The organism is Candidatus Eremiobacterota bacterium (genome assembly GCA_031082125.1).
GTDB lineage: Bacteria > Vulcanimicrobiota > CADAWZ01 > CADAWZ01 > Ess09-12 > Ess09-12.
On record JAVHLM010000013.1, the window covers coordinates 1 to 21214 of the forward strand.

General features: G+C 55.4%; 18 protein-coding genes. 17 read left to right on the forward strand and 1 reads right to left on the reverse strand.

Annotation, left to right across the window (positions count from 1 at the left end):
- Positions 1 to 134: 134 nt before the first annotated feature.
- From RDV48_15205 to RDV48_15225, 5 genes are all read left to right on the forward strand, one after another.
- Positions 135 to 890: an NYN domain-containing protein gene (locus RDV48_15205; GenBank protein MDQ7824148.1), complete on the forward strand. Its 756-nt coding sequence runs from the start codon at positions 135 to 137 to the stop codon at positions 888 to 890.
- A gap of 12 nt (positions 891 to 902) precedes the next feature.
- On the forward strand, positions 903 to 1514 hold the full coding sequence (locus tag RDV48_15210) for a phosphate propanoyltransferase (GenBank protein MDQ7824149.1): 612 nt from the start codon (positions 903 to 905) through the stop codon (positions 1512 to 1514).
- 168 nt (positions 1515 to 1682) lie between these two features.
- Positions 1683 to 4292, forward strand: coding sequence for a hypothetical protein (locus RDV48_15215; protein MDQ7824150.1), 2610 nt, complete (start codon positions 1683 to 1685; stop codon positions 4290 to 4292).
- A 110-nt stretch (positions 4293 to 4402) separates the two neighbouring features.
- A complete protein-coding gene (locus RDV48_15220) occupies positions 4403 to 5056 on the forward strand; it encodes a Crp/Fnr family transcriptional regulator (GenBank protein ID MDQ7824151.1) in 654 nt (217 codons plus the stop codon).
- Between the two features lie 6 nt (positions 5057 to 5062).
- Positions 5063 to 6973, forward strand: coding sequence for a tetratricopeptide repeat protein (locus tag RDV48_15225; GenBank protein MDQ7824152.1), 1911 nt, complete (start codon positions 5063 to 5065; stop codon positions 6971 to 6973).
- Here RDV48_15225 and RDV48_15230 read toward each other — a convergent pair.
- Complete coding sequence (locus tag RDV48_15230) at positions 6954 to 7433, reverse strand: 3-hydroxyacyl-ACP dehydratase FabZ family protein (GenBank protein MDQ7824153.1); 480 nt, start codon at positions 7431 to 7433, stop codon at positions 6954 to 6956. The genes RDV48_15225 and RDV48_15230 overlap by 20 nt on opposite strands.
- Positions 7434 to 7611: 178 nt before the next feature.
- On the opposite strand from RDV48_15230, the gene RDV48_15235 reads away from it, so the two are divergent.
- The 12 genes from RDV48_15235 to RDV48_15290 all read left to right on the forward strand — a co-directional run bounded on the left by RDV48_15235 (position 7612) and on the right by RDV48_15290 (position 21194).
- The gene (locus RDV48_15235) at positions 7612 to 8679 is read left to right on the forward strand and encodes a glycosyltransferase family 9 protein (GenBank protein MDQ7824154.1); all 1068 of its coding nucleotides are present in this window, start codon (positions 7612 to 7614) and stop codon (positions 8677 to 8679) included.
- 60 nt (positions 8680 to 8739) lie between these two features.
- Positions 8740 to 9894 (forward strand): glycosyltransferase family 1 protein, encoded by a 1155-nt coding sequence (locus tag RDV48_15240; protein ID MDQ7824155.1) that lies wholly within the window; start codon positions 8740 to 8742, stop codon positions 9892 to 9894.
- Positions 9895 to 10854, forward strand: a complete 960-nt coding sequence (locus RDV48_15245) for a hypothetical protein (protein MDQ7824156.1) — start codon at positions 9895 to 9897, stop codon at positions 10852 to 10854.
- A 23-nt stretch (positions 10855 to 10877) separates the two neighbouring features.
- Positions 10878 to 11885: a PfkB family carbohydrate kinase gene (locus RDV48_15250; GenBank protein MDQ7824157.1), complete on the forward strand. Its 1008-nt coding sequence runs from the start codon at positions 10878 to 10880 to the stop codon at positions 11883 to 11885.
- A 42-nt stretch (positions 11886 to 11927) separates the two neighbouring features.
- Positions 11928 to 12410 carry a D-glycero-beta-D-manno-heptose 1-phosphate adenylyltransferase gene (rfaE2, locus tag RDV48_15255; protein MDQ7824158.1) on the forward strand — a complete coding sequence of 161 codons (483 nt, stop codon included), beginning with the start codon at positions 11928 to 11930 and terminating at the stop codon, positions 12408 to 12410.
- A gap of 37 nt (positions 12411 to 12447) precedes the next feature.
- Positions 12448 to 14583 carry a glycosyltransferase gene (locus RDV48_15260; GenBank protein ID MDQ7824159.1) on the forward strand — a complete coding sequence of 712 codons (2136 nt, stop codon included), beginning with the start codon at positions 12448 to 12450 and terminating at the stop codon, positions 14581 to 14583.
- Between the two features lie 3 nt (positions 14584 to 14586).
- Positions 14587 to 15483, forward strand: a complete 897-nt coding sequence (locus RDV48_15265; GenBank protein MDQ7824160.1) for a glycosyltransferase — start codon at positions 14587 to 14589, stop codon at positions 15481 to 15483.
- A gap of 12 nt (positions 15484 to 15495) precedes the next feature.
- Positions 15496 to 16554 carry a glycosyltransferase family 9 protein gene (locus RDV48_15270; protein MDQ7824161.1) on the forward strand — a complete coding sequence of 353 codons (1059 nt, stop codon included), beginning with the start codon at positions 15496 to 15498 and terminating at the stop codon, positions 16552 to 16554.
- Positions 16539 to 17468, forward strand: a complete 930-nt coding sequence (locus RDV48_15275) for a glycosyltransferase family 2 protein (protein ID MDQ7824162.1) — start codon at positions 16539 to 16541, stop codon at positions 17466 to 17468. The genes RDV48_15270 and RDV48_15275 overlap by 16 nt, the downstream gene beginning before the upstream one ends.
- Complete coding sequence (locus tag RDV48_15280) at positions 17465 to 18529, forward strand: glycosyltransferase family 9 protein (protein MDQ7824163.1); 1065 nt, start codon at positions 17465 to 17467, stop codon at positions 18527 to 18529. Before RDV48_15275 ends, RDV48_15280 begins: the two co-directional genes overlap by 4 nt.
- Positions 18504 to 20291 (forward strand): aspartate--tRNA ligase, encoded by a 1788-nt coding sequence (aspS, locus tag RDV48_15285; protein MDQ7824164.1) that lies wholly within the window; start codon positions 18504 to 18506, stop codon positions 20289 to 20291. Before RDV48_15280 ends, aspS begins: the two co-directional genes overlap by 26 nt.
- 126 nt (positions 20292 to 20417) lie before the next feature.
- Entirely contained in the window at positions 20418 to 21194 is a 777-nt protein-coding gene (locus tag RDV48_15290; GenBank protein ID MDQ7824165.1) for a hypothetical protein, read from the forward strand.
- The last annotated feature ends 20 nt before the right edge of the window (positions 21195 to 21214 follow it).

The following is a 21214-nucleotide window of genomic DNA, read 5'->3' on the forward strand; positions in this document are numbered from 1 at the left end:
TTGTGTCCACAATCTCCCACAGGCATTTTCATTGCGAGTTATGCAGGGCTCTCTTACTATTCTTTTTGCAAAAGAACCTTTCCCATGCTATAATAGGGAATACTATCCTACACTCTTACAGGAGGTCTTCACCGGTGGAGCATGCAAACACGCTTGCCCTTTTTATTGATTTTGACAACATCGCCCTTGGTTTTGAAAACCGGAAGAAAAAGTTTGATATTGCCAAAGTTCTTGAGCGCCTTGTGGAGAAAGGCAAGATAATCGTCAAGAGAGCCTATTCAGACTGGGCCCGCTACCCTGATCAGAAAAGGGATCTCCATGAAGCGGCCATTGAGCTCATTGAGATCCCGAAACGCTCAAGAGTAGGCAAGAACTCTGCCGATATAAGACTTGTTGTTGACGCGATGGACCTTTCTTATTCCAAGGAGCACATTGACACCTTTGTCATTATGTCAGGCGACAGCGATTTTTCGCCCCTGGTGAGCAAGCTCAAGGAAAACGGGAAACACGTAATCGGCATCAGCCTTAAGGAGTCAGCGTCGAACCTGCTCATCTCCAACTGCGACGAGTTCATCTTTTACGAGGACCTGGACCTGCCCAAGGATATCCCTTCTGGAATAATCAAGGACCTGCCCGAGAACAAGAAGGAGGCCTACCAGCTCCTTATCGACTCCGTCGTCGCCCTTATGAGGGAGAACAAGGAGATCATCTACTCCTCGATGGTCAAGGACACCATAAAGAGAAAGAAGCCGTCATTTACCGAGTCGGCTCATGGGTACAGGACTTTCAGCGATCTACTCAAGGACGCCGAAAGAAGGGGAGTGCTCCAGCTCTCAGGGGATTCCCGCAGCAGGACCCTCATCATCACCGGATTCGGCAAATCCAGCTAGAAAGGAGGCACCATGGATGAAGATCTGAAAATCCCCATCAGCATCAGCGCCCGCCACATCCATCTCACGAAGGAGCATGTGGCGACTCTTTTCGGAAAAGACGCACGCCTCACGGTGAAGGCCCCTCTCTCACAGCCCGGCCAGTTCGCCTGCAACGAGACTGTCTCGCTTACAGGGCCCAGAAGCACCATCCAGAACGTGAGGGTCCTGGGCCCTGAAAGGAAGGAGTCGCAGGTCGAGATATCAAGAACCGACGAGTTCGCCCTCGGGATAGATGCTCCTGTCCGCCTCTCCGGGGACACCTCTGGAACGCCCGGCATCAGGCTCATCGGGCCCGCCGGCGAGGTGGCCCTTGACCACGGGGTCATTCAGGCGAAGCGCCACATCCACATGACTCCCCCGGACGCGCAGCGTTTTGGCGTGGAGGACGGGGAATGCGTGATGGTGAAGGTAGGCGGCGAGCGGGGCATTGTCTATGATGACGTGATTGTTCGTGTCAGTAATGATTTTATGCTTGACATGCATGTAGATACTGACGAGGCAAATGCCGCCGAGCTCCGCCAGGGTGCAGGCGGCATTCTCATCAAAGGCCCCACGATGGTGAGGCCCGACGGGGTCCAGTAACCGGGCGGAAGAAGTCCGGGGTACCGGAAATGTAACAAAATGGCAAGACCTTTCATATAGACATGGGCGTCCCTCCCATGGTACAATGACATATGGCATATTCTTGCCTTTTGGAGTCAAAGAGCAGGCTTCATCCCCGGGGAAGCCTTAGGAGAGGGGGATTTTCTGATGGATTCTTCAGAGATTGGGCGGTTTCAGCCTTCCTTTGTAAGCCATGATCCCAAAAGACAGCCGCCGGCGAAGAGCAGTGGGCCGCCGCCTGGCGACAGTGTGCCCTGTGACGGCTTTGCAGGGTCTGTGCCTTCCGGTAAGGAGTCAAAGCTCCAGCGAGGAGCTTCAGAGGTAAAAATGTCACCGCCTGCTGAGCCGGAAAAGCAGGAGCAGGTCAATCCTCTTCTGTCGGCCCTTGAGATCCGTGAAAAGCTCGAGAGCCTCACGGGTGCCGAGCGGACCGAATTCATCAGGGACTTTCGGGAAAAGAACGCCGGCAAGATCTTTGTCTCCATCGATCTTCACGATCACCAGCCTATCTATCGCCCCGGAGTTCACCCCGCCGACACTCCCGAGTACAACAATTATGTTCTGGGAACGGGCGATGCGGAGAACCGGAGAGAAGTATACCGCGATGCCGAGGCTTATGCCGTTGAATCGATGAAAGGGAAGCCCGACTATCCCCATTTCGGGATCCAGGTCTCCTTTTCAGGCTCTCTCATGGAAAACATGGAAAAGTCCGCCGAGCGCGGGCTCTGGCCGGGCAAGGACTGGAGCAGCCATTACCGGAACCTCCGCAAGGATTCCTTCACCTCGGAAGGGAACCCGCGACTGGATTTCGTCAACATCGGCTATCATCATCCCCTCATGGGGCTTATCGCCACGGGCCACACTGATGGCGGCGTCAACAGCGACAAGGATATAGAGCTCCAGATCAAGATGCACCAGCATGCCGTTGACAAGCTCTTCGGCGGCCCCATTTCCAAGGGATTCTTTCCGCCGGAGATGGCTTTCAGCGAGCGCATGATACCTGCCATCAAGAAGGCGGGCATTGAATGGACCATGGTGGACAACCTCCACTTTGACCGTGCCAACGAGGATTACCACAACACGGCCGACGGCCTCAAGCCGCCCAACAAGGCTGACAGAAGGAACCCAGGCACTCATACCTATGAGACGCTTCCCAATGACCTTGCCAAGGTCCACCTTGTGTCGCCTGAGGCCCTCAAGCCCCACTACGTGAAACATGTGGACCCCATGACGGGCAGCGAGGAGCTCATGGTCGTAGTCCCCGAGGAGCGCTCCCTCTCGTCGTATATCCAGAAGGATCGTGACGGGAGCAAGATCCAGGACGTCATCACCAAGTTCCAGAAATACAATACCGATCCTGCCCATCCCCTCTTCGTGCTTTTCGCCACCGACGGCGACAACAACGGCTCAAACAGCGGGGAGTTCCACAGGAACGTCCCCATAGATATGGCGACGCGGTACCCGGGCCAGGTGGTCTTCACTACCATCTCGGACTACCTGGAGCTTTTCCCTCCCGAGAAGCCGAAACTGGTCTCGGGCCAGGGCGAGCCGAAGCACTACGAAGGAGGCGACGTGATCCATGTAGAGGACGGCGCCTGGTGGGGAGCCAACCTGGGCGATCCCCAGTTCTCGAAATGGATGGACGACCCCGCTTATACAGGCTATTCGCCTAAAAAGAATTCATGGGCCACCCTTACGGCAGCCAAGAACGAGGTCCTCACCGCCGACAGCCTCGAGCCTGCCGGCCTGACAAAAGAAAGCATCGGCAATATCATAGCCGGGAGCGGCACCGATACTGAGAAGGCCTGGAACAATCTCCTCGTGGGCCAGACTTCCTGCTATGAATACTGGAACCCCGACAATGTCCTCTCCTATTCGTCGGTGACGGGCGCCAACAGGGCCGTGGAAGATGCCCGCAAGGTCATCGACCGCCATGGCAAGGACAAGGACGCCGTGGGCCCAAGCATATTCCTTCCCATGCACTACCCTTACAACCCCAAGGGCATGCCTTCGAGCTTCAACGTGGTGAGCTATGTCTATGACGTGAACAACGTGAAGTCCGTGGAAGTGAAATACCGGACCGATGATGACGGCAAGCTCGACAGATCCCAGGATTTCATGTTTGAGGGGACAGGCGTCAAGCCCTGGAAGAGCGGGCATGCCATGACAAAAATGCCTTTCCCGGACCTTCCCAACAAGCCCGATGTGTGGGTGGACCCCAAGGTGAGGGCCGATGAGTACAGGACCAAGGTGGAGCTTGAAGTCCCCCAGGGCAAGGAGGGCGAGCTTGTTCAGTATTACGTCGAAGCCGAGGATATGAAGGGGAATATATCGCGGTCGCCTATCCAGCACGTCTATGTTTCAGCGGCAGGGGCGCCTGCCGAGGTGACCAACGAGGAGCTCCATAACCAGCTCAAGTCGGGCGATCCCGACACACAGGCGACGGCGGTGGCCTTTGTGCTCACCACGGGGAGAAATGATCCCAACATCTTCAACCATGTCTTCTTCCGCCTCGAGCAGGCCGATGAGAAGCTCCTGAAAAGCCTCGAAAACCTGGCCATCAAGGAGAAGATAAAGCTTTCCGCTGATCCGAAATTCAGGGATGAGTACATCACCAGGCTTGACAAGCACCTTGTGAAAGAGGAGAATACGGCGAAGATAAAGTCTCTGCCCCATCTCTCATATTTCATGTCCCATCCTCTCGCGGACATGGCAGGTGATCCCCGCGTGGCGAGGATTCTTGCCAAGCTTTCATGAAATTGGGCGCCGTCAGGGAAAACAAGTGTCGAGGCAAGGGGAGCCCTTGCCTCGCTCAGCGTACACCCCATGCAGGAGGAACCTCCTCAGATGAGAGGATCCTCACCGATGTGCCCCTTTTCTCAGAGCTCGGCAGCAAGGAACTGGAGGATCTTGAGGGAATCGCCGTCTCAACAAGGTTTCACAAAGGGGAGTATATTTTTTTTCAGGGAGAAGAGGGGGGCGCTTTTTTTATAATTATCTCGGGAAAAGTGAAGATTGTAAGGGACTCTCCCAGCGGGAGGGAGATCACCCTCGCCGCCCTTTCAAGGGGGGATTCCTTCGGCGAACTCTCGCTTCTGGACGGGAAGTCCCGCTCAGCATCGGTCGTGGCCATTTCCAAGGCGGAGGTGCTCGTGATTTTCCGCGGTGACTTTGAAGAATACCTGCGCACTCATCCTGAGGTGGCTATAAAGCTTCTCACCGTGTATGCAGGCCGCCTTCGTGATGCCAACAGGCGGATTGAAGACCTGGCATGCCATTCGGTGAGGGGGAGGCTTGCCCAGATGATGCTTGACAGCGTGGCGGGAAATGGAGTGATATGCGAGGAAGGCGTCGTTTTTCAGCTTCCCTCTTCACATAAGGAGATCGCCTCGCAGCTTGGCACAAGCCGCGAGACTGTCTCGAGAACTCTTGCCGCCCTCTGCAATGAGGGATTTATCAGGATGATGAAGAGCCAGGTGACCGTACCCTGCCTGGAATCGCTCAGGTCACTTGTGCTGTGAGGGATCATGGCTGCTTTTGAAGGTCTCAGAGAAATTCACCGGGAGCCCCTGTCCCTTCTTGAAGGGGGGCAACCCCGGGAGGCCGCTGAATATCTTTCACGCCTGCTGAAAAAGAGGAAAATCACTCCCATTGAGAGAGCCTTCCTGTATTTTCACCTTGCGAGGGCTTACGGGAGACTGGCCCGTTTCAATGAAGCCGAGAGATGTCTCCGTCTGGCCATCAGCCACTGCACACCCGGGGCCCCGGAGGAGCTGGTCGCCCTGTATCAGGAGCAGGCTCTCCTGTGGTACAGGAGAAACCATCTCACGAGAGCCCGGAGAGCCCTTGCCAGGAGCGCTTTGCTGCTGAAAGGCCTGGAGAGAACAGCACCCTTTGCAAGATACCTCCATTACCGCGGCCTTTGCTTCTCCAAAGCCTCCCTGAGGGTTGAGGCCATGGAGAGCCTGAAGCAGTCCCTCGCGCTCTACCGCGCACTGGAGCTCCCGGCCGAACAGTCCCAGGTCCTTGATACCATGGGGATGATCTTCACCGAGATGGGGCAGGTCGAGGAGGCCCTCGGCCATTACCAGGAATCACTCCGCCTCAAAGAGCGGGAAGGCGATGAATACGGAATTGCCATCACCCTTGGAAACCTGGGGAGATGCTCTCTTCAGAACATGGAATTCCGCAAGGCGATTGATTTTTTTCAGAAGGACCTTGCGCTCTGCGAAAAGCTGCAGGACTCCCATGGCCTCATGGTGATGTGCAATAACCTCGGGAGAGCTTTCACCTCCCTGAAGGAGACCGGCAAGGCCTCGGGGTACCTAGAGAGGAGCCTTTCAATGGCCCGCGAGGCAGGAAACGAGATATGGAGCGCAATCAATGAAAAGGACATCGCCTATAATCATCTCAGCTCGAGCGAGCTCGGTGAGGCATCGGGGAAGCTGACCGGCGCCCTCGAGACCTTCCGGCGCTTTGATGCGAGGCCGCTCGTGGCCGAGGCCTTGAAAATCCATGCCATAGTGCTCAGGGCTGAAGGCCGCTTTGAAGAAAGCATGAAACGCTTCCACGAAGCGCTTGAGCTCTATCAGGGGCTTTCCATCCCGTTTCAGACTGCCGAGGTCCTTTTTCAGATCGGCCTGCTCTATCACAGGATGAATGACAAGCCTCAGGCAGTGTCCTATCTGGAAAAGGCGATAGAGATAGCAGAAAAACTCAATGCTCAATGGCTTTTGCAGAAATTTGAGAGTCTCCTTGCCGAATTGCACGAGGGAGAATGGCTCAGGCTCTGCCTGAAGCGTTATGTCGGCGAAGATCTCGTCGATACGGTGCTCTCAGAAACTTTTCAAACAGGAAAAAGGATGAGAGCAACGGTACTCTTCCTTGACCTGAAGCCGGGAAGGCTCTTTTTCGAGAGGGCTCTCGCCGAGGAGGTAGTCTCCCTCTTTAACGATTATTTCAGCAGGTTCTCCGAGATTATAGCCAGGGAGAGCGGGACAGTGGAAGGATTCATCGCCCAGGAGATGATGGCCTATTTCGGCGTGACGGGGCACTCCGATGACAACGCCCTTCATGCAGTGAGAAGCGGCTGCCGTATCATGGAGGCCTCTCTTCAGCTTGCCCAGGCCCGTGAGAGAAGGGATCTCCCCGTTCCCGGCATCGCCGTGGGCATCAACACCGGAGAGGTTTACGCCGGCAACGTGGGCACCTATCTCAGAATGCAGTTTAAAGTCACGGGAAGCACCGTGAATCTGGCTTCCAGGATTCTCCACAAGGCCAGGGCGGGGCAGGTGCTTCTGAGCGAAAGCGCGTTCTGCGAGGTGAGAGACCATGTCACGGCGAATCCCCTCAAGCCTCTGGTATTGAAAGGGGTCAGGGAAGAGCAGCCCGTGTGGGATGTTGACTGGAAGAGCACGATTAAATGGGCATCCCCGTGATGATGCCCTCAAATACCACTTTGCCTTTTACCACGCCCTGGGTTTCAAAGATAGCGATCCTGCTCTTCAGCTCCGTGTTCTTTGCTATCAGTATGAGCCTGTCACCGGGAAGGACGGTGCCGCGGAACTTCACCTTGTCGAGGCCACCAAAGCCGAGGAACCTCCTGGGATCGTCGTTGAGGGCGATCTTATAAAAATAAGTGCAGAGCTGCGCAGCGGCCTCGATGATGAGGACCCCGGGGAAAATGGGGCGTCCCGGAACATGACCTTTAACCCAGAACTCGCTGTCAGAGACGTCCTTGTAGCCTATGATGAATTTGTTCTGCCGGTCAATGGTGAAGATCCCCGAGAGCTGCTCCATGTCGAAGCGCTGCTGGTTGATCTTCCGGATCTCCTCGATGGGGATTTCCGTTCTGGATAAATCGAGAGCTGCGAGATCATAAATGAGTCTGGCTGCCATAAAGCCCTACCCTCCGGGAGTCCTGACCCATGCCAGGAAATTGTTTTCTCATGATATTACGGGCTTTTCCCGGGGAAATCCTTCCATGGAGAGGAGTCCGTGCTGATAGGATTCAAGGGCGCAAAGTGAGAATTATCTTCTTTCATGGAAGGGCCCATCGTTGAAAGGACCGGATCACATGGGGAAAAAGATTCTTATTATCCATCTTGCGGGAGGACTGGGCGATCTTCTGCTCTCCACGGCGCTCCTTGAGCCTCTCAGGCATCATTTTCCCCGCTCGTCAGTTACCATGATGGTGCGTGATGAGCTCAGGGAAGCTGTGGAAGGCCATCCAGCCCTCGACGGCGTGATAGGTGTCCCGGGGGGGAACCTGAAAGGGTGGGGAAACCTCAGCCGCCGGGCTGAAGCCCTCAGGAAGGAGAGCTTTGATACAGGCATTGTGCTCTGGAGCAGGGTGGAGGAAGCGTGGCTGCTCTTTCTCTCAGGCATTCCCACGAGGGTCGGCCAGGACTCCAGGCTTTTTTACAGCTTTCTCTATACCCACCGGGTCAGGGTCAGATCGGAGCATCACGATACCACGAGCCACTGGGTTGATATAATGCTTGATTATGCAAGGATACTGGGCTGTGAGGCTGAGGCACCTGAAGTGGCCATCCATGTTGACGGAAAATCAGAAGAGCGGGCGGGTGCCATACTTGCCCGCGCAGGATGGGATGGAAGCTCACCGCTTATAGGCTTTCACGTCGGCAAGGGGCTCCCTCTCGATGAGAAACGTTGGCCTGTCAACTTTTTCGCGGGCCTGGCCGATGCAGTCGCCGGGCGCTTCGGAGGCAGGGTCCTTCTGACCGGCAGCGGCATGGAGAGGGGACTTGTGAATGCCGTGGCCACCCTTATGAAGCAGAAGCCCCTTAATATTGCAGGCGAGACCTCTATCAAGGAGCTCGCGGCGGTAATTTCCCGCTGCCAGGTCTTTGTCTGCCCCGATTCGGCTCCCATGCACCTTGCTGCGGCGATGAAGGTGCCCACGGTAGGAATCTTCGCCCTTGCAAGCGATTTTCCCTCAAGATGGCGGCCTTATGGAACGGAATACGAGGTCGTTCTCCCCCCGGGCAGACGCTGCGCGAAAAAATGCGTGAAAGAGCACTGCAATGACTTCTCCTGTTACCATGACATACCGGTGGCTGATGTGCTTGACGCCATTGAGAGGCTCACGGGCAAAAGGAGGAAATTTAATCAAGTCCCCTAATAATTGTAAGGTGCACCTCGCCGGTCATACTATAAAGGCGCGTCCGGAAGGAGATTTACCTTGAAGATAGGAATTGATGCCTCTTTTCTTGCACGGGACACAAGGGGAATGGGAAGGGCTACCCGCAGCATAGTCGCCCGGATGCTTGGCCTGTTCAACCACGAGTTTTATTTCATAATGGTCAAGCATAAATCTGATGAGAAAAGTATTCAAAAGCACTTCCCCGAGAAGAAGCTCGATTTCATGACCGTAAAGGACTCCAGGATTTCCATGCTCGATGTCATATGGTTTCCCTGGAGCAGGATAGATTTTTTCCCTTCGGCACGGAGAGCCGTGACCATTCATGACCTGGCCCCTTATCGCTATTCGCACAAGAGAAAGGGAAGCGAAGGCTATAACGACAGGAAAAGGATCAAGGAGGCCTGCGAGGCCGCCGACATGATAATCACCCCGTCGGATTTCTCACGGAGCGAGATTTGCACGTTCCTTGAGATACCGCAGGAGAAGATTGAAGTGATCCCCCATGGAGTCGAGGAGATCTTCAAGCCCCAGGAGCTGGAGAGGGAGAAGGCAGCGCAGTACCTTGACCGCTTCAGCAAAGGGCTCCCCTATATTCTCTTCGTGGGCAACGTGGAAAAGCGGAAGAACATTGATGTGCTCCTCTATGCCTTTGAAAAGGCGAAGAAGGAGTATACCTTTCCTCATAAGCTTATCGTGGCGGGAAAATGCCCGGGGACCCTCGTGGGAAGCAACGGCACAACGGGATGGTCCCGGAAGCTCTTGTCCCGTATCGGGATCCCAAAGAAAACCACGAAAAACTCAATTGTATCGCTGGTGGAGAAGCTCTCCGTAAAAGAGGATGTGGTGTGGCTGGGGGAAGTGACTGATGAAGACCTTCTGGCCCTCTACAACCTGGCGAAGCTCTTTGTCTTTCCCTCCTTTTATGAAGGCTTCGGCCTCCCGATCCTGGAGGCGATGGCGTGCGGCGTGCCATGCATAGTCTCGGAAATACCTCCATTCGTGGAAGTGGCCCAGGATGCCGTGGCATACTTTGATCCCAAGAATGCCGCCGATCTCGCCGAAAAAATGTGGCTCATCATCTCAGATTCGGACCTCACGGCGAAGATGAGGAAGAGAGGATTTGAACAGGCTCAGAAGTACCAGTGGGATGTCTCGGCTCACAAGCATATCAAGGTCCTGGAGGAGCTCCGCTAAATGCCCATGCACTTTGAGCCTCTTGATTTCTCGCGGATCCGCACCTACTCGATTGCCGCGAGGAAAAACAAGGTGTCATGTCAGGGGTTTGCCAGGCCCTACCGCGAAGGCTCCACCTTTGCCGATTTTATTGCGACAATCCCGTCGATCCTCGCAGGCGGTGAGTACCGGGAGATCATAGATTCCATCGTGAAGGCCCATCTTTCCCGCCGGCTCGTCCTTCTTACCATGGGAGCCCATGTGATAAAGGTGGGATTATCACCCATTGTGATAGACCTTGTGAAAAGGGGCATCATCAATGCAATAGCCTTCAACGGCGCGGGAAGTGTCCATGACCTGGAGATTGCCCTCGTGGGCGAGACATCGGAAAATGTGGCCGATGGAATCAGGGAGGGCACATTCGGCATGGTCCGTGAAACGGGTGATATACTTAACGAATGCGCCCTCAGGGCTTACGAGGAAAAGAGGGGATTCGGGGAGGTAATAGGCGAGCGCATTTCGGAAGCACCTTTCGCCTCGATGAGCATATTCGCAGAGGCCCGGAAGGCCGGCGTACCCACCACTGTCCACGTCGCACTGGGAAGCGATATCTTTCACACCCATCCCGCAGCCCGCGGCGATGCTATCGGCGCCGCATCCTTCCATGATTTCAGGCTGCTGTGCGGGATCATCTCCCAGGCCACCGAAGGGAGCGTCATCATGAACGCCGGTTCGGCCGTGGTGCTTCCCACCGTCATTGAGAAGGCCATAGCCGCGGCCAGGAACCTGGGCTGCAGGGTGGAAGGCTTTACCGGCATCAATATCGATTTTCTCAGGCAGTACCGCTCTCTCAACAACCCGGTGAACCGGGCGAAGGAGCTTGGAGGAAAGGGGTACAGCCTCACGGGCCACCATGAATTCATGATCCCCCTGATTGCCGCGGGAGTCATAGAAGAGCTCCGCAGGACAGCGGGCAACTGATTCCAGGATCGAGGAGATACCATATGATGCTTATTGAAAGGGAAAGAGCAAGGGAGCTTATTTTCAACTTCAGGGAAATCAGCATGCTGGTCCTTGGCGACAGCATGCTGGATCAATGGATCTGGGGGAAGGTGAACCGCATATCCCCTGAGGCCCCTGTACCCGTCGTGGAGGTTGATTATTACTCCTATTCACCGGGAGGGGCGGCAAACGTGGTAAACAACCTCTGCTCCCTCGGTGCCAGAAGCTCCATTGTGAGCATTATCGGTGAAGACGAATACGGTGTGAGGCTGAGACAGGAGCTTTCAGGGAGAGGCGTTGATGTCACGGGACTGGTAACAGACCCTTCAAGGCCCACAACGACCAAGTCAAGAATTATAGCGAACCATCAGCAGGTATGCAGGACTGATATCGAGAAACGCGACAGGATAAACGGTGGGATGACAGAGAAGCTCGGCGCGCACCTTGAAGAGAGCCTTGAAAAGCACAAGCTCGTGGTGATATCTGATTACAACAAGGGGCTGCTGAACGACGGGCTTGTTGGCAGGATAATGCAATGGAAGGCAAGAACGGGGGGCAAGGTCGTTGTGGGCCCGAAGCCGGAAAACATCGGCATCTTCAAGGGTGCCACCCTCATCGCTCTCAATGAAAAAGAAGCGGTGAGCGTTGCCGGCGAGAAGATTAACGACCAGGAGAGCCTTGGCAGGGTGGGGCAGACGATCCTCAGTGAATTCAAGAACGAGGCAGTGCTGATCACCAGGGGGGAGAAGGGAATGGCTCTCTTTACCGATAAAGGCGAAACTGCCAGCGTATCAGCCCTCGCAAGCGAGGTATTTGACGTGAGCGGGGCGGGCGATACGGTGCTCTCAGTGGTGGCCCTCTCGCTCCGGGCGGGCGCCTCGTTCAGGGAGGCCATGATCCTCTCCAATTTTGCCGCCGCCGTCGTCGTGAAGAAGGTAGGCACCGCCACCGTCTCAATCTCCGAGCTTATCGACGTGATTGACAAGCAGCATCTTTCAACCGCTTTCTGACAGGTGGCCCGGCCCCGGCGGCCAGGAGCGAGGTTTTTCCTTATGGGTAAAGAGAAGCTCAAGAGCCTCGAGGAACTCTCGGAGATTGTGGCCCGCTTCAAAGGTGAAGGCCTGAAGGTGGTCTTTACCAACGGCTGCTTTGACATACTTCATGTGGGCCATGTCAGGCTTCTTGCGGCGGCAAAGACCTTTGGTGACATCCTGATCGTGGGCCTCAACAGCGACAGCTCAGTGAAGCGCCTGAAAGGTGAAAAGAGGCCCATAGTGAGCGGTCCCGACAGGGCTGAGGTGCTCAGTGCCATTGAATCGGTGGATTATGTGGTGCTCTTTGAAGAGGACACCCCTGTAAGAGTGATAGGCGCCTTGAAGCCCCATGTGCACGTGAAGGGCGGCGATTATGACCTCGAGAAAATCCCTGAAGCGGAAGTGGTGCGCTCCTATGGAGGAGAGCTCAGGGCATTTTCCCTCGTGGACGGGCGCTCTTCCACAGATATCATAGAAAAAATCGGGGGGACGCTCATCTGAGGGCCCCCTGCCTTCCCGCAGGCTTCCCATACGGTATATGAATAAAACTGAGAAGCGCATATATGTCCTTGCCAACAGCCCCGGCGAGATAGCGGGGTGGCTCAGGCCTTCCGTAAAGGTGCTGAAAGAGCTTCTCCCCGAATACGGTATATCTGTCGTGCTCCTCCCCTGCGTCTTTGCCTCAGGCGGTGAAAAGTCCGTGGTCCAGGCCATCCCCGGAGTTGACGAGGTCATTCCCCCTGCCGGGTATCCCGCCCTCCTCCTCGACAGGAGCGGCAAGTCCAGCGCCGAGCTTCTCCATCTGGGCGGGGAGATTACCCTCACAGCATTCCTCGCCAGGTCATGGGAAGCCCCTGCATGGGCTTATCAATGGGGTAAGAAAAGCGTTGATCAGTACTTCCACGGCTATTTTGTCAAGACCGAGAGCGACAGGGAGGCCCTTGTCCGGAGCGGCATAAGCGGGAACAAGGCTTTTGTCGTAGGTGATCTCCTCGTGGACTCCGTGAAGGGTGCCCTCAAGGGAGACACCGTTCCCCGCGAGGAAGGCCCGGTTGAAGAGATATGCTTCATGGCGGGAAGCCGCCTCAAGGAGCTCCGCACGCTTCTCCCCTTTTACCTGGAGATTTCAAAGTACCTGAGGGAGAAATTCCCGGCCGTGAAGTTCAAGGCCCTCATCTCTCCCTTTGTGGACTGGCAGCAGTTTGCCGGGGACCGGGAACTTCTCCCTGTGAGGCAGTTCGGGGGGCTGAGGGGAATCATTGACGAGAAAGAGGAATACCTCCGCTCTGATGAGGGCCTGGCCATCCGCCTTGTGAGGGAGAATCACCTTGACGAGCTTGCAGGCTCCGATTTCGTCATCACCATTCCCGGGACCAAGACCGGCGAGGCGGGGTGCCTTGGCAGGCCCATGGTGGTCCTCCTTCCTCTTAACAGGCCTGAGGAAATTCCCTACATAGGGATTGTGGGGCTCCTGGACTGGCTTCCTCTCCTTGGGCGCCTCCTGAAAGCTCCCCTTATCAGGAGAATTGCAAAAACCCTGGGAGCCGTGGCCCAGCCCAATATCCTGGCGCGCCGCGAGATCGTGCCAGAGATCAAGGGTGTCCTCGAGGCCCGCCAGGTTGCCGGGCAGGTAATGACCTTGATGGCTGATCAAGAGGCTCTCGCAAAGATGAGAGGAGACCTCAAGGAGCTTTACCGCCCCTTTGAAGGGGCCACTGAGCGCATGATAAGGATATTCGCAAAGTCAGCGAGACCTGACCTGGACAGTGAGACTCCCTGTTTCTCCCTTGTCATCTGCACAAGAAACAGGAAAGAGCTCCTTGAGGGTGCCATAAAGACCCTTGATGACCAGAAGTTCCCTTCCGCCGGCTATGAGATACTTGTCGTCGATGACGGCTCCGAGGATGGCACCGACGAGCTGGTCATGACGATGAAGACCCGGTGTGCACTCAGGTATCTCAAGCGTACATGGGGCGGAAGGGCTGCCACAAGGAATTACGGGATACAGGAAGCCCGCGGCGACGTCATAATCTTTGTCGATGACGATATTCTTGCGCCGCCGGACTTCATCGCCGAGCATGCAAGGTTTCACAGGATGTTCCCCAGGGCTGTCGTGAGGGGACCTATCATCAATATAGACAGGTACGAGTTTCCCCGCGACATCAAGGCGGGCCTTACCGATTTCTCTCAGGCTTTCTTCTGCACCTGCAACGTCTCTGTTCCCAGGAGAGAACTTCAGGATGTGGGGGGGTTTGATGAGAGCTTCGTAGAATATGGATATGAGGACAATGAGGTGGGCTGGCGCCTCCGCCAGAGGGGGCTCAAAGCCAGGTTCAACACGAAGGCCATCATTTATCATTACAAGCCGCGGAAGAGGGAGGAGGATCTCCCGGCGATGATCAGGACGGCCCAGGAGCTTGCCCGCTCGGCGGTGATGTATTATGAGAAGCATCCCGACCTGAAGGTGCGGCTTGCCACAGGCATCAATTCGCTCTATTTTCTGAAGCAGTCACTTTTTGCAGGCCCTTTTTTCAAGAATCGATGGGTCAGGAAATGGAAAAAGCTCGTGCATGGCGGCACGAACAGCGAAATGCTCGCCGTGGAGAAGAAGATTTTCGGCTATTATTACGCGGAAACCCTCAGGGAGGAACTTAAAAAGAAAGGACTGTTATAAGCGATGAAAGTCTCGGTGCAGATTTGTTCCAGAAACAGGGAGGATCTTCTCAAGAGATCGCTTGTGGCGCTCTTTAAACAGAATTTTCCAAAGGACCAGTATGAGATTATCGTGGTCGATGACGGCTCTGAAGACGGCACCTCTGATATGGTGAGGTCCCTCAGCGGGCCCTGTTCTCTCCGCCTTATCACCCAGGGTCATGACGGGCTCTCAATCGGAAGAAACCGCGGCATTAAAAGCGCCGTGGGCGATTACGTCCTTTTCATCGATGATGACATAATAGCCGACGAGAACCTCATAGCGGAGCATATGCGCTTTCACCGCATACATCCCCGCAGCGTGGTGAAAGGGTGGGTCAATCACACCTCAGAGCTGGACAGGAAGGTGCCGCAGTTCACCATTGCCGATTTCTGCACCGCCTTCTTCTGGACGAGCAATGTTTCCATCGCAAGGAAATATCTGCTTGAAGTGGGCCTTTTCGACGAGGATTTCAGGGAGTACGGGTGGGAGGACCTGGAACTGGGCCTGCGCCTGAGAAACTACGGCCTCGTGAGCCGCTACAACAAGAAAGCCATAGTCTTTCATTACAAGAGCAAGTGGAAGAAAAGCGACATTCCCCGGCTGATAGAGCAGACGAAGGCGAAGGGGAGGACGGCCCTCATATTTCTTGCCAAGCATCCCGGTATGCGCGTGCGGTTTGCCACGTCGCTTTACGGCTCGCGCCTGCTGATGAACGACCTTTTCAACTGGCAGGACAAGGGCATCGATTTCTGCGAAAGGGTGATATCGGAGCAGGACGACGGCAAGGAGCTCACAGGCTTCGCCCTTATGTGTGCAAGAAACCTTGTGAGCTTTTACTACTTCAACGAGATCAAAAAATCCCTTACCCCGGGAGGGTAGGAAAGGGAGAGAGTGGCCATTAACCCCCTGCCCAGGAACATAGCGGTGGTGAGGCTTGATGCCCTGGGTGACACCATACTCACCATCCCTCTGCTGGACAGCCTCAGGAAGCTCGTCCCCGGGGCCCGGATCGTGGTCATCGCCTCACCAAGGGGATACCCTGCCCTCAAGGACAGCCATTCTGTTGACGAAGTCCTTGTCATTGAGCCTGGAGAGCTCACCTGGACAAGGATGAGAACTGTTGCGGGGCAGCTCAGGGAGAGAAACATAGCCCTTTCCATAAATGTGACGGAAAAACTGGGAGGCTACCTCATCCCCTTCATGGCCCCCGTGCCCGCCAGGATAGGCTTCAATCCCGGATTTATCCAGCCAGTCAAGGAGTGCATCTGCCAGGCTCTGCTGACCCATAAGATCCATTATATGAACGATCCCTCCAGGCCCGGGGGGGAGCATGAAATAGAAAGGCAGCACAGGCTTCTTGAGCCCCTTGGCGGGGAGGGGAGCCCCGGTCCCTACCGTATTGCCATTGACGAGGAGCACGGGAAGTGGGCCAGGGAGTTCCTTGGCGCCGCCTGCGGCGGCGCGGCAGTGCCGGTAGCGCTCCATCTTTCAAACAAGTGGCTTGATGACGGCGGGAGCGATGACTTCCTGAGAATTCTTGCCGGGGAGCTGCAGAAAATGAGCCATCTTGTCCTCACCTATGGCCCTGCGGAAAAAGCCTGGGCAGAGCCCTTTGCGGCCTCTCTCGGCCAGGAGCGCCTCACGGTGTTCCATGATCCTTCCTATCTGAGGTGGGCGTCGGTGCTCTCCCTCACCAAGGCGCTTGTCACCATGGATACCTCTGCCGGCCACGTGGCCGCCGGTGTCTCTCTGCCTGTCGTGGATGTCTTTCCTTCCCTTTACTTTGCCCATTGCACGGAAAGGTGGCACCCTTGGAGGGTTGCGCATAGATTGGTCGAAAAGAAATCATTGCAGGAGGTAAGCGGCAGGGAAAAAGAGGAGAGGCAGGAGGAACTGCTTGCCCATATCATGAAAGCCCTTCAGGAGCTTCTGCAATGCCAGAATTCATAAGCGTAGTCATCCCCACCTTCAACAGGAGGGAGACCCTCAGGGTGATCCTCCCTGCTCTTGCCATGCAGACCTATTCCCGTGACCTCTACGAGATTATCCTGGTTGACAACGGATCCAGTGACGGCACCGATGAGATGATCCACGCCCTGAGGCTGCCTAACCTCCGATACATCGTCCAGGAGAACAGCGGCCGCTCGGGAGCGCGGAACAGGGGCATAAGGGAGGCACAGGGCACCCTGGTGCTTTTCACCGATGCCGATATCATTCCCGACAGGCGCCTTCTCGAGAGCCATGCCCGCTTCTACGATTCCCACAGGAATTCGGCCGTGGTGGGCTGCGAGGTTCAGGTCAACACGCTTGAGGAATACGAGGCTGTCAGGGATCACAGAGGCCTCTGGAGAACCCTTCACCCTGACCGCAGAACCAGGCTCTCGTGGCTTTATTTCCTCACGGGGAATGCCCTCGTGGAGAAAGCCACCCTTGTCAGGGTGGGGATGTTTGATGAGAATTTCACCGGGTACGGCCATGAAGACCTTGAGCTGGGCTACCGGATAGAAAAGAGCGGGACTCCCATCCTTTATAACCATAAGGCCGTGAATTATCACTGGCATCCCGTGTCATTCGATGAGCAGTGCAGCAAGATGCACCTGGCAGGCATCTCTACAGTACGCTTTCACCGCAAGCACAGGGACTTTCAGATCAAGCTCCGGCTCGGCATGACGCCTCTCTCCCTGGGCATGCACTCCCTTTTGGCCGGCGACGGCTGGCTTATGAAAGCCTGCGAGCGGAGCAAGGGCTCATCGCCTCTCTGCAAGGACATTGTGCTTCAGCATCATTATCTCAATGGCATCAAGGAGGCGCTCTCCCTGGAGGCTGCTGCCGGGCCGTTTCCCCGTGACGGGAGCCGGGAATGACGGCTTCTGAAAAGGAACAGTTCCAGAATATTCTTGTCATCAGGCTTGACAAAGTGGGCGACCTGCTCCTTTCCACGCCCTTTCTGCGCAACCTCCGGGAATGCTATCCCCACTCGCACATTGCCGTGCTGGTGAAGCCCTATACGAGGGAGGTGCTTCTCGGCAACCCCCATGTCGATGAAATAATAGTCCACCATCATGGTGACTCCCTGATTCGGGCTCTCATGGCGGCATCGCCTCTCAGGAGCAGGCCCTGGGACATGGCCGTGGCTCTCTCTCCCACGGTGATCTCCTACGTGACGGCAATGCTTTCCGGCGCCAGGGAGCGTGCTGGCTATACCTACTCAAGAAGAATCGCTGCCCGGCTCATAGCTGCTGCTACGCTCACAAGCTACAGGGTGCTTGCCATAGATGAGGCTCTCGCCGGTGGTGAAGCGATCCCCCATGAAGTCCGGCAGACCTTTACCATTCTCGAGGAAATGGGGTGGAATCCCGGCGATTATCCCCTGGAAGTCTATCCAGGCAGAGAGGCGGGCGATTATGCCGCCGGGCTCATAGGAAAATCCGCTCCGGGAAAGAAATTAATAGGAATCCATCTCTCCTGGAAGTGGCTCACCCCTCCGTGGACCGCTCATGACATGCTCACCTTCATAAGGAAGGTGGCGGCTGACTATAAGGAATACGGCGTCCTGGTAACTTACGGCCCCGAGGAGGAGCATGTGGCGGAAGAGATGGAGAGGGACTTCCTCAATGAGGGGAATGTGTTTTTCGCAGGGGGCCTGGCCTTCAGGCAGTGGGCTGCCCTTATAGGCCGGTGCAGCATATTTTTCTCGACCGATACGGGCTCCCTTCACTGTGCCGCAGCGATGGGAGTCCCCACGGTGTGCCTTTATGAAAAGAGGACCTTTACCCACTGCTCACAACAGTGGGCGCCCTGGAAAATTCCGGCAGTGATTATAGAAAAGGATGACCCTTCGGGTACCATAGAAAGGCTGATTGAGGGATGCAAAAAATTACTCAAGGAGACTGTAAGCCATGAAACAAGACGCGGAGAAATATAAGAGAACCCATACCTGCGGTGCCCTTGCAAGAAAGGACAGCGGCGGTACTGTCACGCTTGCCGGATGGATCAACCGGCGCAGAGATTTGGGAGGGCTCATATTCATTGACCTGCGGGACCGCCATGGCATGACCCAGGTGGTTTTCAACCCCCAGCAGAATGAGGAAGTCTTCCGGATGGCGGAGAATCTCAAGGCGGAATATGTCATTGCCATAAAGGGCACCGTTACAGATCGCCCCGAGGGGACCTGCAACCGCAACCTGGCAACAGGCGAGATAGAAGTGCATGCCACGGAGCTCTCCATCATAAACCCTTCCAAGGTGCCTCCTTTTAACATGGCAGAGGGCCTGAGCCTTGATGAGACTCTCAGGCTGAAATACCGCTATCTCGATCTCCGAAGGCCCGGCATGGTTGCGCGGATGGTGCTCCGCCACCGCGCCGCCAAGGTGGTGAGGGACTATTTTGACGGCGAGGGATTCCTGGAAATAGAGACTCCCATGCTGGTGAGGAGCACTCCTGAGGGCGCAAGGGACTACCTTGTACCGAGCCGTGTCAATCAGGGGAAATTTTATGCCCTTCCCCAGTCCCCCCAGCTCTTCAAGCAGCTCCTGATGGTGGGCGGGATCGACAGGTATTTTCAGATTGCCCGGTGTTTCAGGGATGAGGATCTCAGGGCTGACAGGCAGCCCGAGTTTACTCAGATTGATATGGAAATGTCCTTTGTCACACGGGAGGATGTCTTTGACACCATAGAGAGGATGCTTTTCCAGGTCTTTGAAAAGGCAAAGTCAGTGGAGCTTCAGACTCCCTTCCCCCGTATCTCTTATACCGATGCAATCAACCGCTACGGCACAGACAAGCCCGATCTGCGGTTCGGTATGGAGATAACGGACATCACCTCTGTGGTGTCCGGTGTGAAATTCGAGGTTTTTGAAAAGACGCGGGAGGGAGGGGGAAAGGTAAAGGCCATCAAGCTCCCCGGCCATTCCCATCTTTCAAGGAAGGAAATAGAGGAGCTGGTGAACATGGCGAAGACAGCAGGCCTCTCAGGCCTGCTCACCATAGCCTTTACGCCGGGCGGGGTGAAGTCCTTCCTCACCAGGTTCATCGATCCTGAATGCATGGAGTCTCTCAGGAAGGCCATGGGTGCCGTTGAGGGCGACCTTCTCCTTATTGCCGCCGGTGAGACAGCAAAGGTTTCCGAGGGCCTTGGAAAGCTCAGGCTTGACATGGCGGCAAAGTATAAGCTGAAGCCGGTGGTTGACTTCAGCTTCCTCTGGGTGGTGGACTTCCCCCTTTACAAGTTCAACGCCGAAGAGAACCGCATTGAGGCGGAGCACCATCCCTTCACGTCGCCGCTCCCGGAGGATGTGCACCTTATGGACACTGATCCTCTCAAGGTGAGAGCTAATGCCTATGATATCGTTCTTAACGGCGTGGAGCTGGGAAGCGGGAGCGTCCGCATCCATAACCGCGAGATGCAGGAGAAGGTCTTCAGGATAACCGGAATCTCTGAAGAGGAGGCTTACGAAAAATTCGGCTTTCTTCTCTCGGCTTTTGAATTCGGCGCCCCTCCCCATGGCGGCATTGCCCTTGGATTAGACAGGCTTGTGGCAATCATGGCAGGTACTGAGAGCATCAGGGAGGTTCTCGCCTTTCCCAAGAACCAGAGCGCCATCTGCCCTCTCACGGGGGCTCCCGTAGAGGCGACACCCGATCAGCTCAAGCTCCTGAAAATATCGGTCTGTGAGCCATCTTCTTAAGAAACAGCGGACGGCTGCCCTTGAGAGCGGCGGCTCCTCGCACCGTTCCCTGGAGGATATCAATCCCGGGAAGAGAACTCTCTCATGTCCCGGAATTGAGGAGCACATGAAAAGGAGGGCATAATCATGAGAAAGGGAAAGCTTGCAAAGCCGCTGCTGCTTTGCTCCATGTTGTGTATATGCGCGTTATGGGTGAGCGGGTGCATAGAGATCAGCCTGAAGACCAAGATAGAACCCAACGGGAAATGCACGGAGAATATTCAGATATCCACAAGCGCCATGTTTGCCGATGGTATCAAGACCGAATTGAAAAAGAAGGACTTCGCGAAAGAGGGATACCAGGTTGAGACAAAGACTGACGGGGACAAGGTGAATATCATATTCAGCAGGCAGTTTAACAGCATTGCTGAGATGTACAGCGCCAAAAGGCTCGATCCGGTATCAGGCGTGGAAGGCGGGAAAGATGAATCGAAGGCTATAGGCGAATTTAAGGTCCAGGATCTCTTCTTTGTAAAGACCATGACCTTCAAGGAGACTACCCCCAAGGTTGAATCCAAAACCCCCAAGGATGATAAGGAAAAGCAGATGGAGGAGATGGGCAAGCAGTTCGCGCAGAACATGTTCTCCTTCAAGAGGGTTGTGGTGATGCCAGGCCCCATAATATCCGGGAATGCCAGCGCGATAGAAAAAGAGACCAACACTGCCACGTGGAACATTCCCATTGACAAGGTGCAGGATGGCTATACCTTTGAAGTGACTTCAAGAATCATCAATTACCCGGCCATAGGTGCCGTGAGTGTCATTCTCATTGTGATCATAGTAGTGGTGATAATGGGTATCGCGAAAAAAGGCAAGGGTGAAGCACCTGCAGAGGTGGCCGAAGCCGAGACGCAGCCCTCCTGAGGTTTTTCCCCGGAGGATTT

Coding starts and splice junctions, on each gene's coding strand:
- RDV48_15235 (MDQ7824154.1), top strand. CDS start 7,612: ATGGGGAAAAAGATTCTTATTATCCATCTTGCGGGAGGACTGGGCGAT.
- RDV48_15290 (MDQ7824165.1), top strand. CDS start 20,418: ATGAGAAAGGGAAAGCTTGCAAAGCCGCTGCTGCTTTGCTCCATGTTG.
- RDV48_15230 (MDQ7824153.1), bottom strand. CDS start 7,433: ATGGCAGCCAGACTCATTTATGATCTCGCAGCTCTCGATTTATCCAGA.
- RDV48_15210 (MDQ7824149.1), top strand. CDS start 903: ATGGATGAAGATCTGAAAATCCCCATCAGCATCAGCGCCCGCCACATC.
- RDV48_15245 (MDQ7824156.1), top strand. CDS start 9,895: ATGCCCATGCACTTTGAGCCTCTTGATTTCTCGCGGATCCGCACCTAC.
- aspS (MDQ7824164.1), top strand. CDS start 18,504: ATGAAACAAGACGCGGAGAAATATAAGAGAACCCATACCTGCGGTGCC.
- RDV48_15215 (MDQ7824150.1), top strand. CDS start 1,683: ATGGATTCTTCAGAGATTGGGCGGTTTCAGCCTTCCTTTGTAAGCCAT.
- RDV48_15260 (MDQ7824159.1), top strand. CDS start 12,448: ATGAATAAAACTGAGAAGCGCATATATGTCCTTGCCAACAGCCCCGGC.
- RDV48_15250 (MDQ7824157.1), top strand. CDS start 10,878: ATGATGCTTATTGAAAGGGAAAGAGCAAGGGAGCTTATTTTCAACTTC.
- rfaE2 (MDQ7824158.1), top strand. CDS start 11,928: ATGGGTAAAGAGAAGCTCAAGAGCCTCGAGGAACTCTCGGAGATTGTG.
- RDV48_15280 (MDQ7824163.1), top strand. CDS start 17,465: ATGACGGCTTCTGAAAAGGAACAGTTCCAGAATATTCTTGTCATCAGG.
- RDV48_15265 (MDQ7824160.1), top strand. CDS start 14,587: ATGAAAGTCTCGGTGCAGATTTGTTCCAGAAACAGGGAGGATCTTCTC.
- RDV48_15225 (MDQ7824152.1), top strand. CDS start 5,063: ATGGCTGCTTTTGAAGGTCTCAGAGAAATTCACCGGGAGCCCCTGTCC.
- RDV48_15275 (MDQ7824162.1), top strand. CDS start 16,539: ATGCCAGAATTCATAAGCGTAGTCATCCCCACCTTCAACAGGAGGGAG.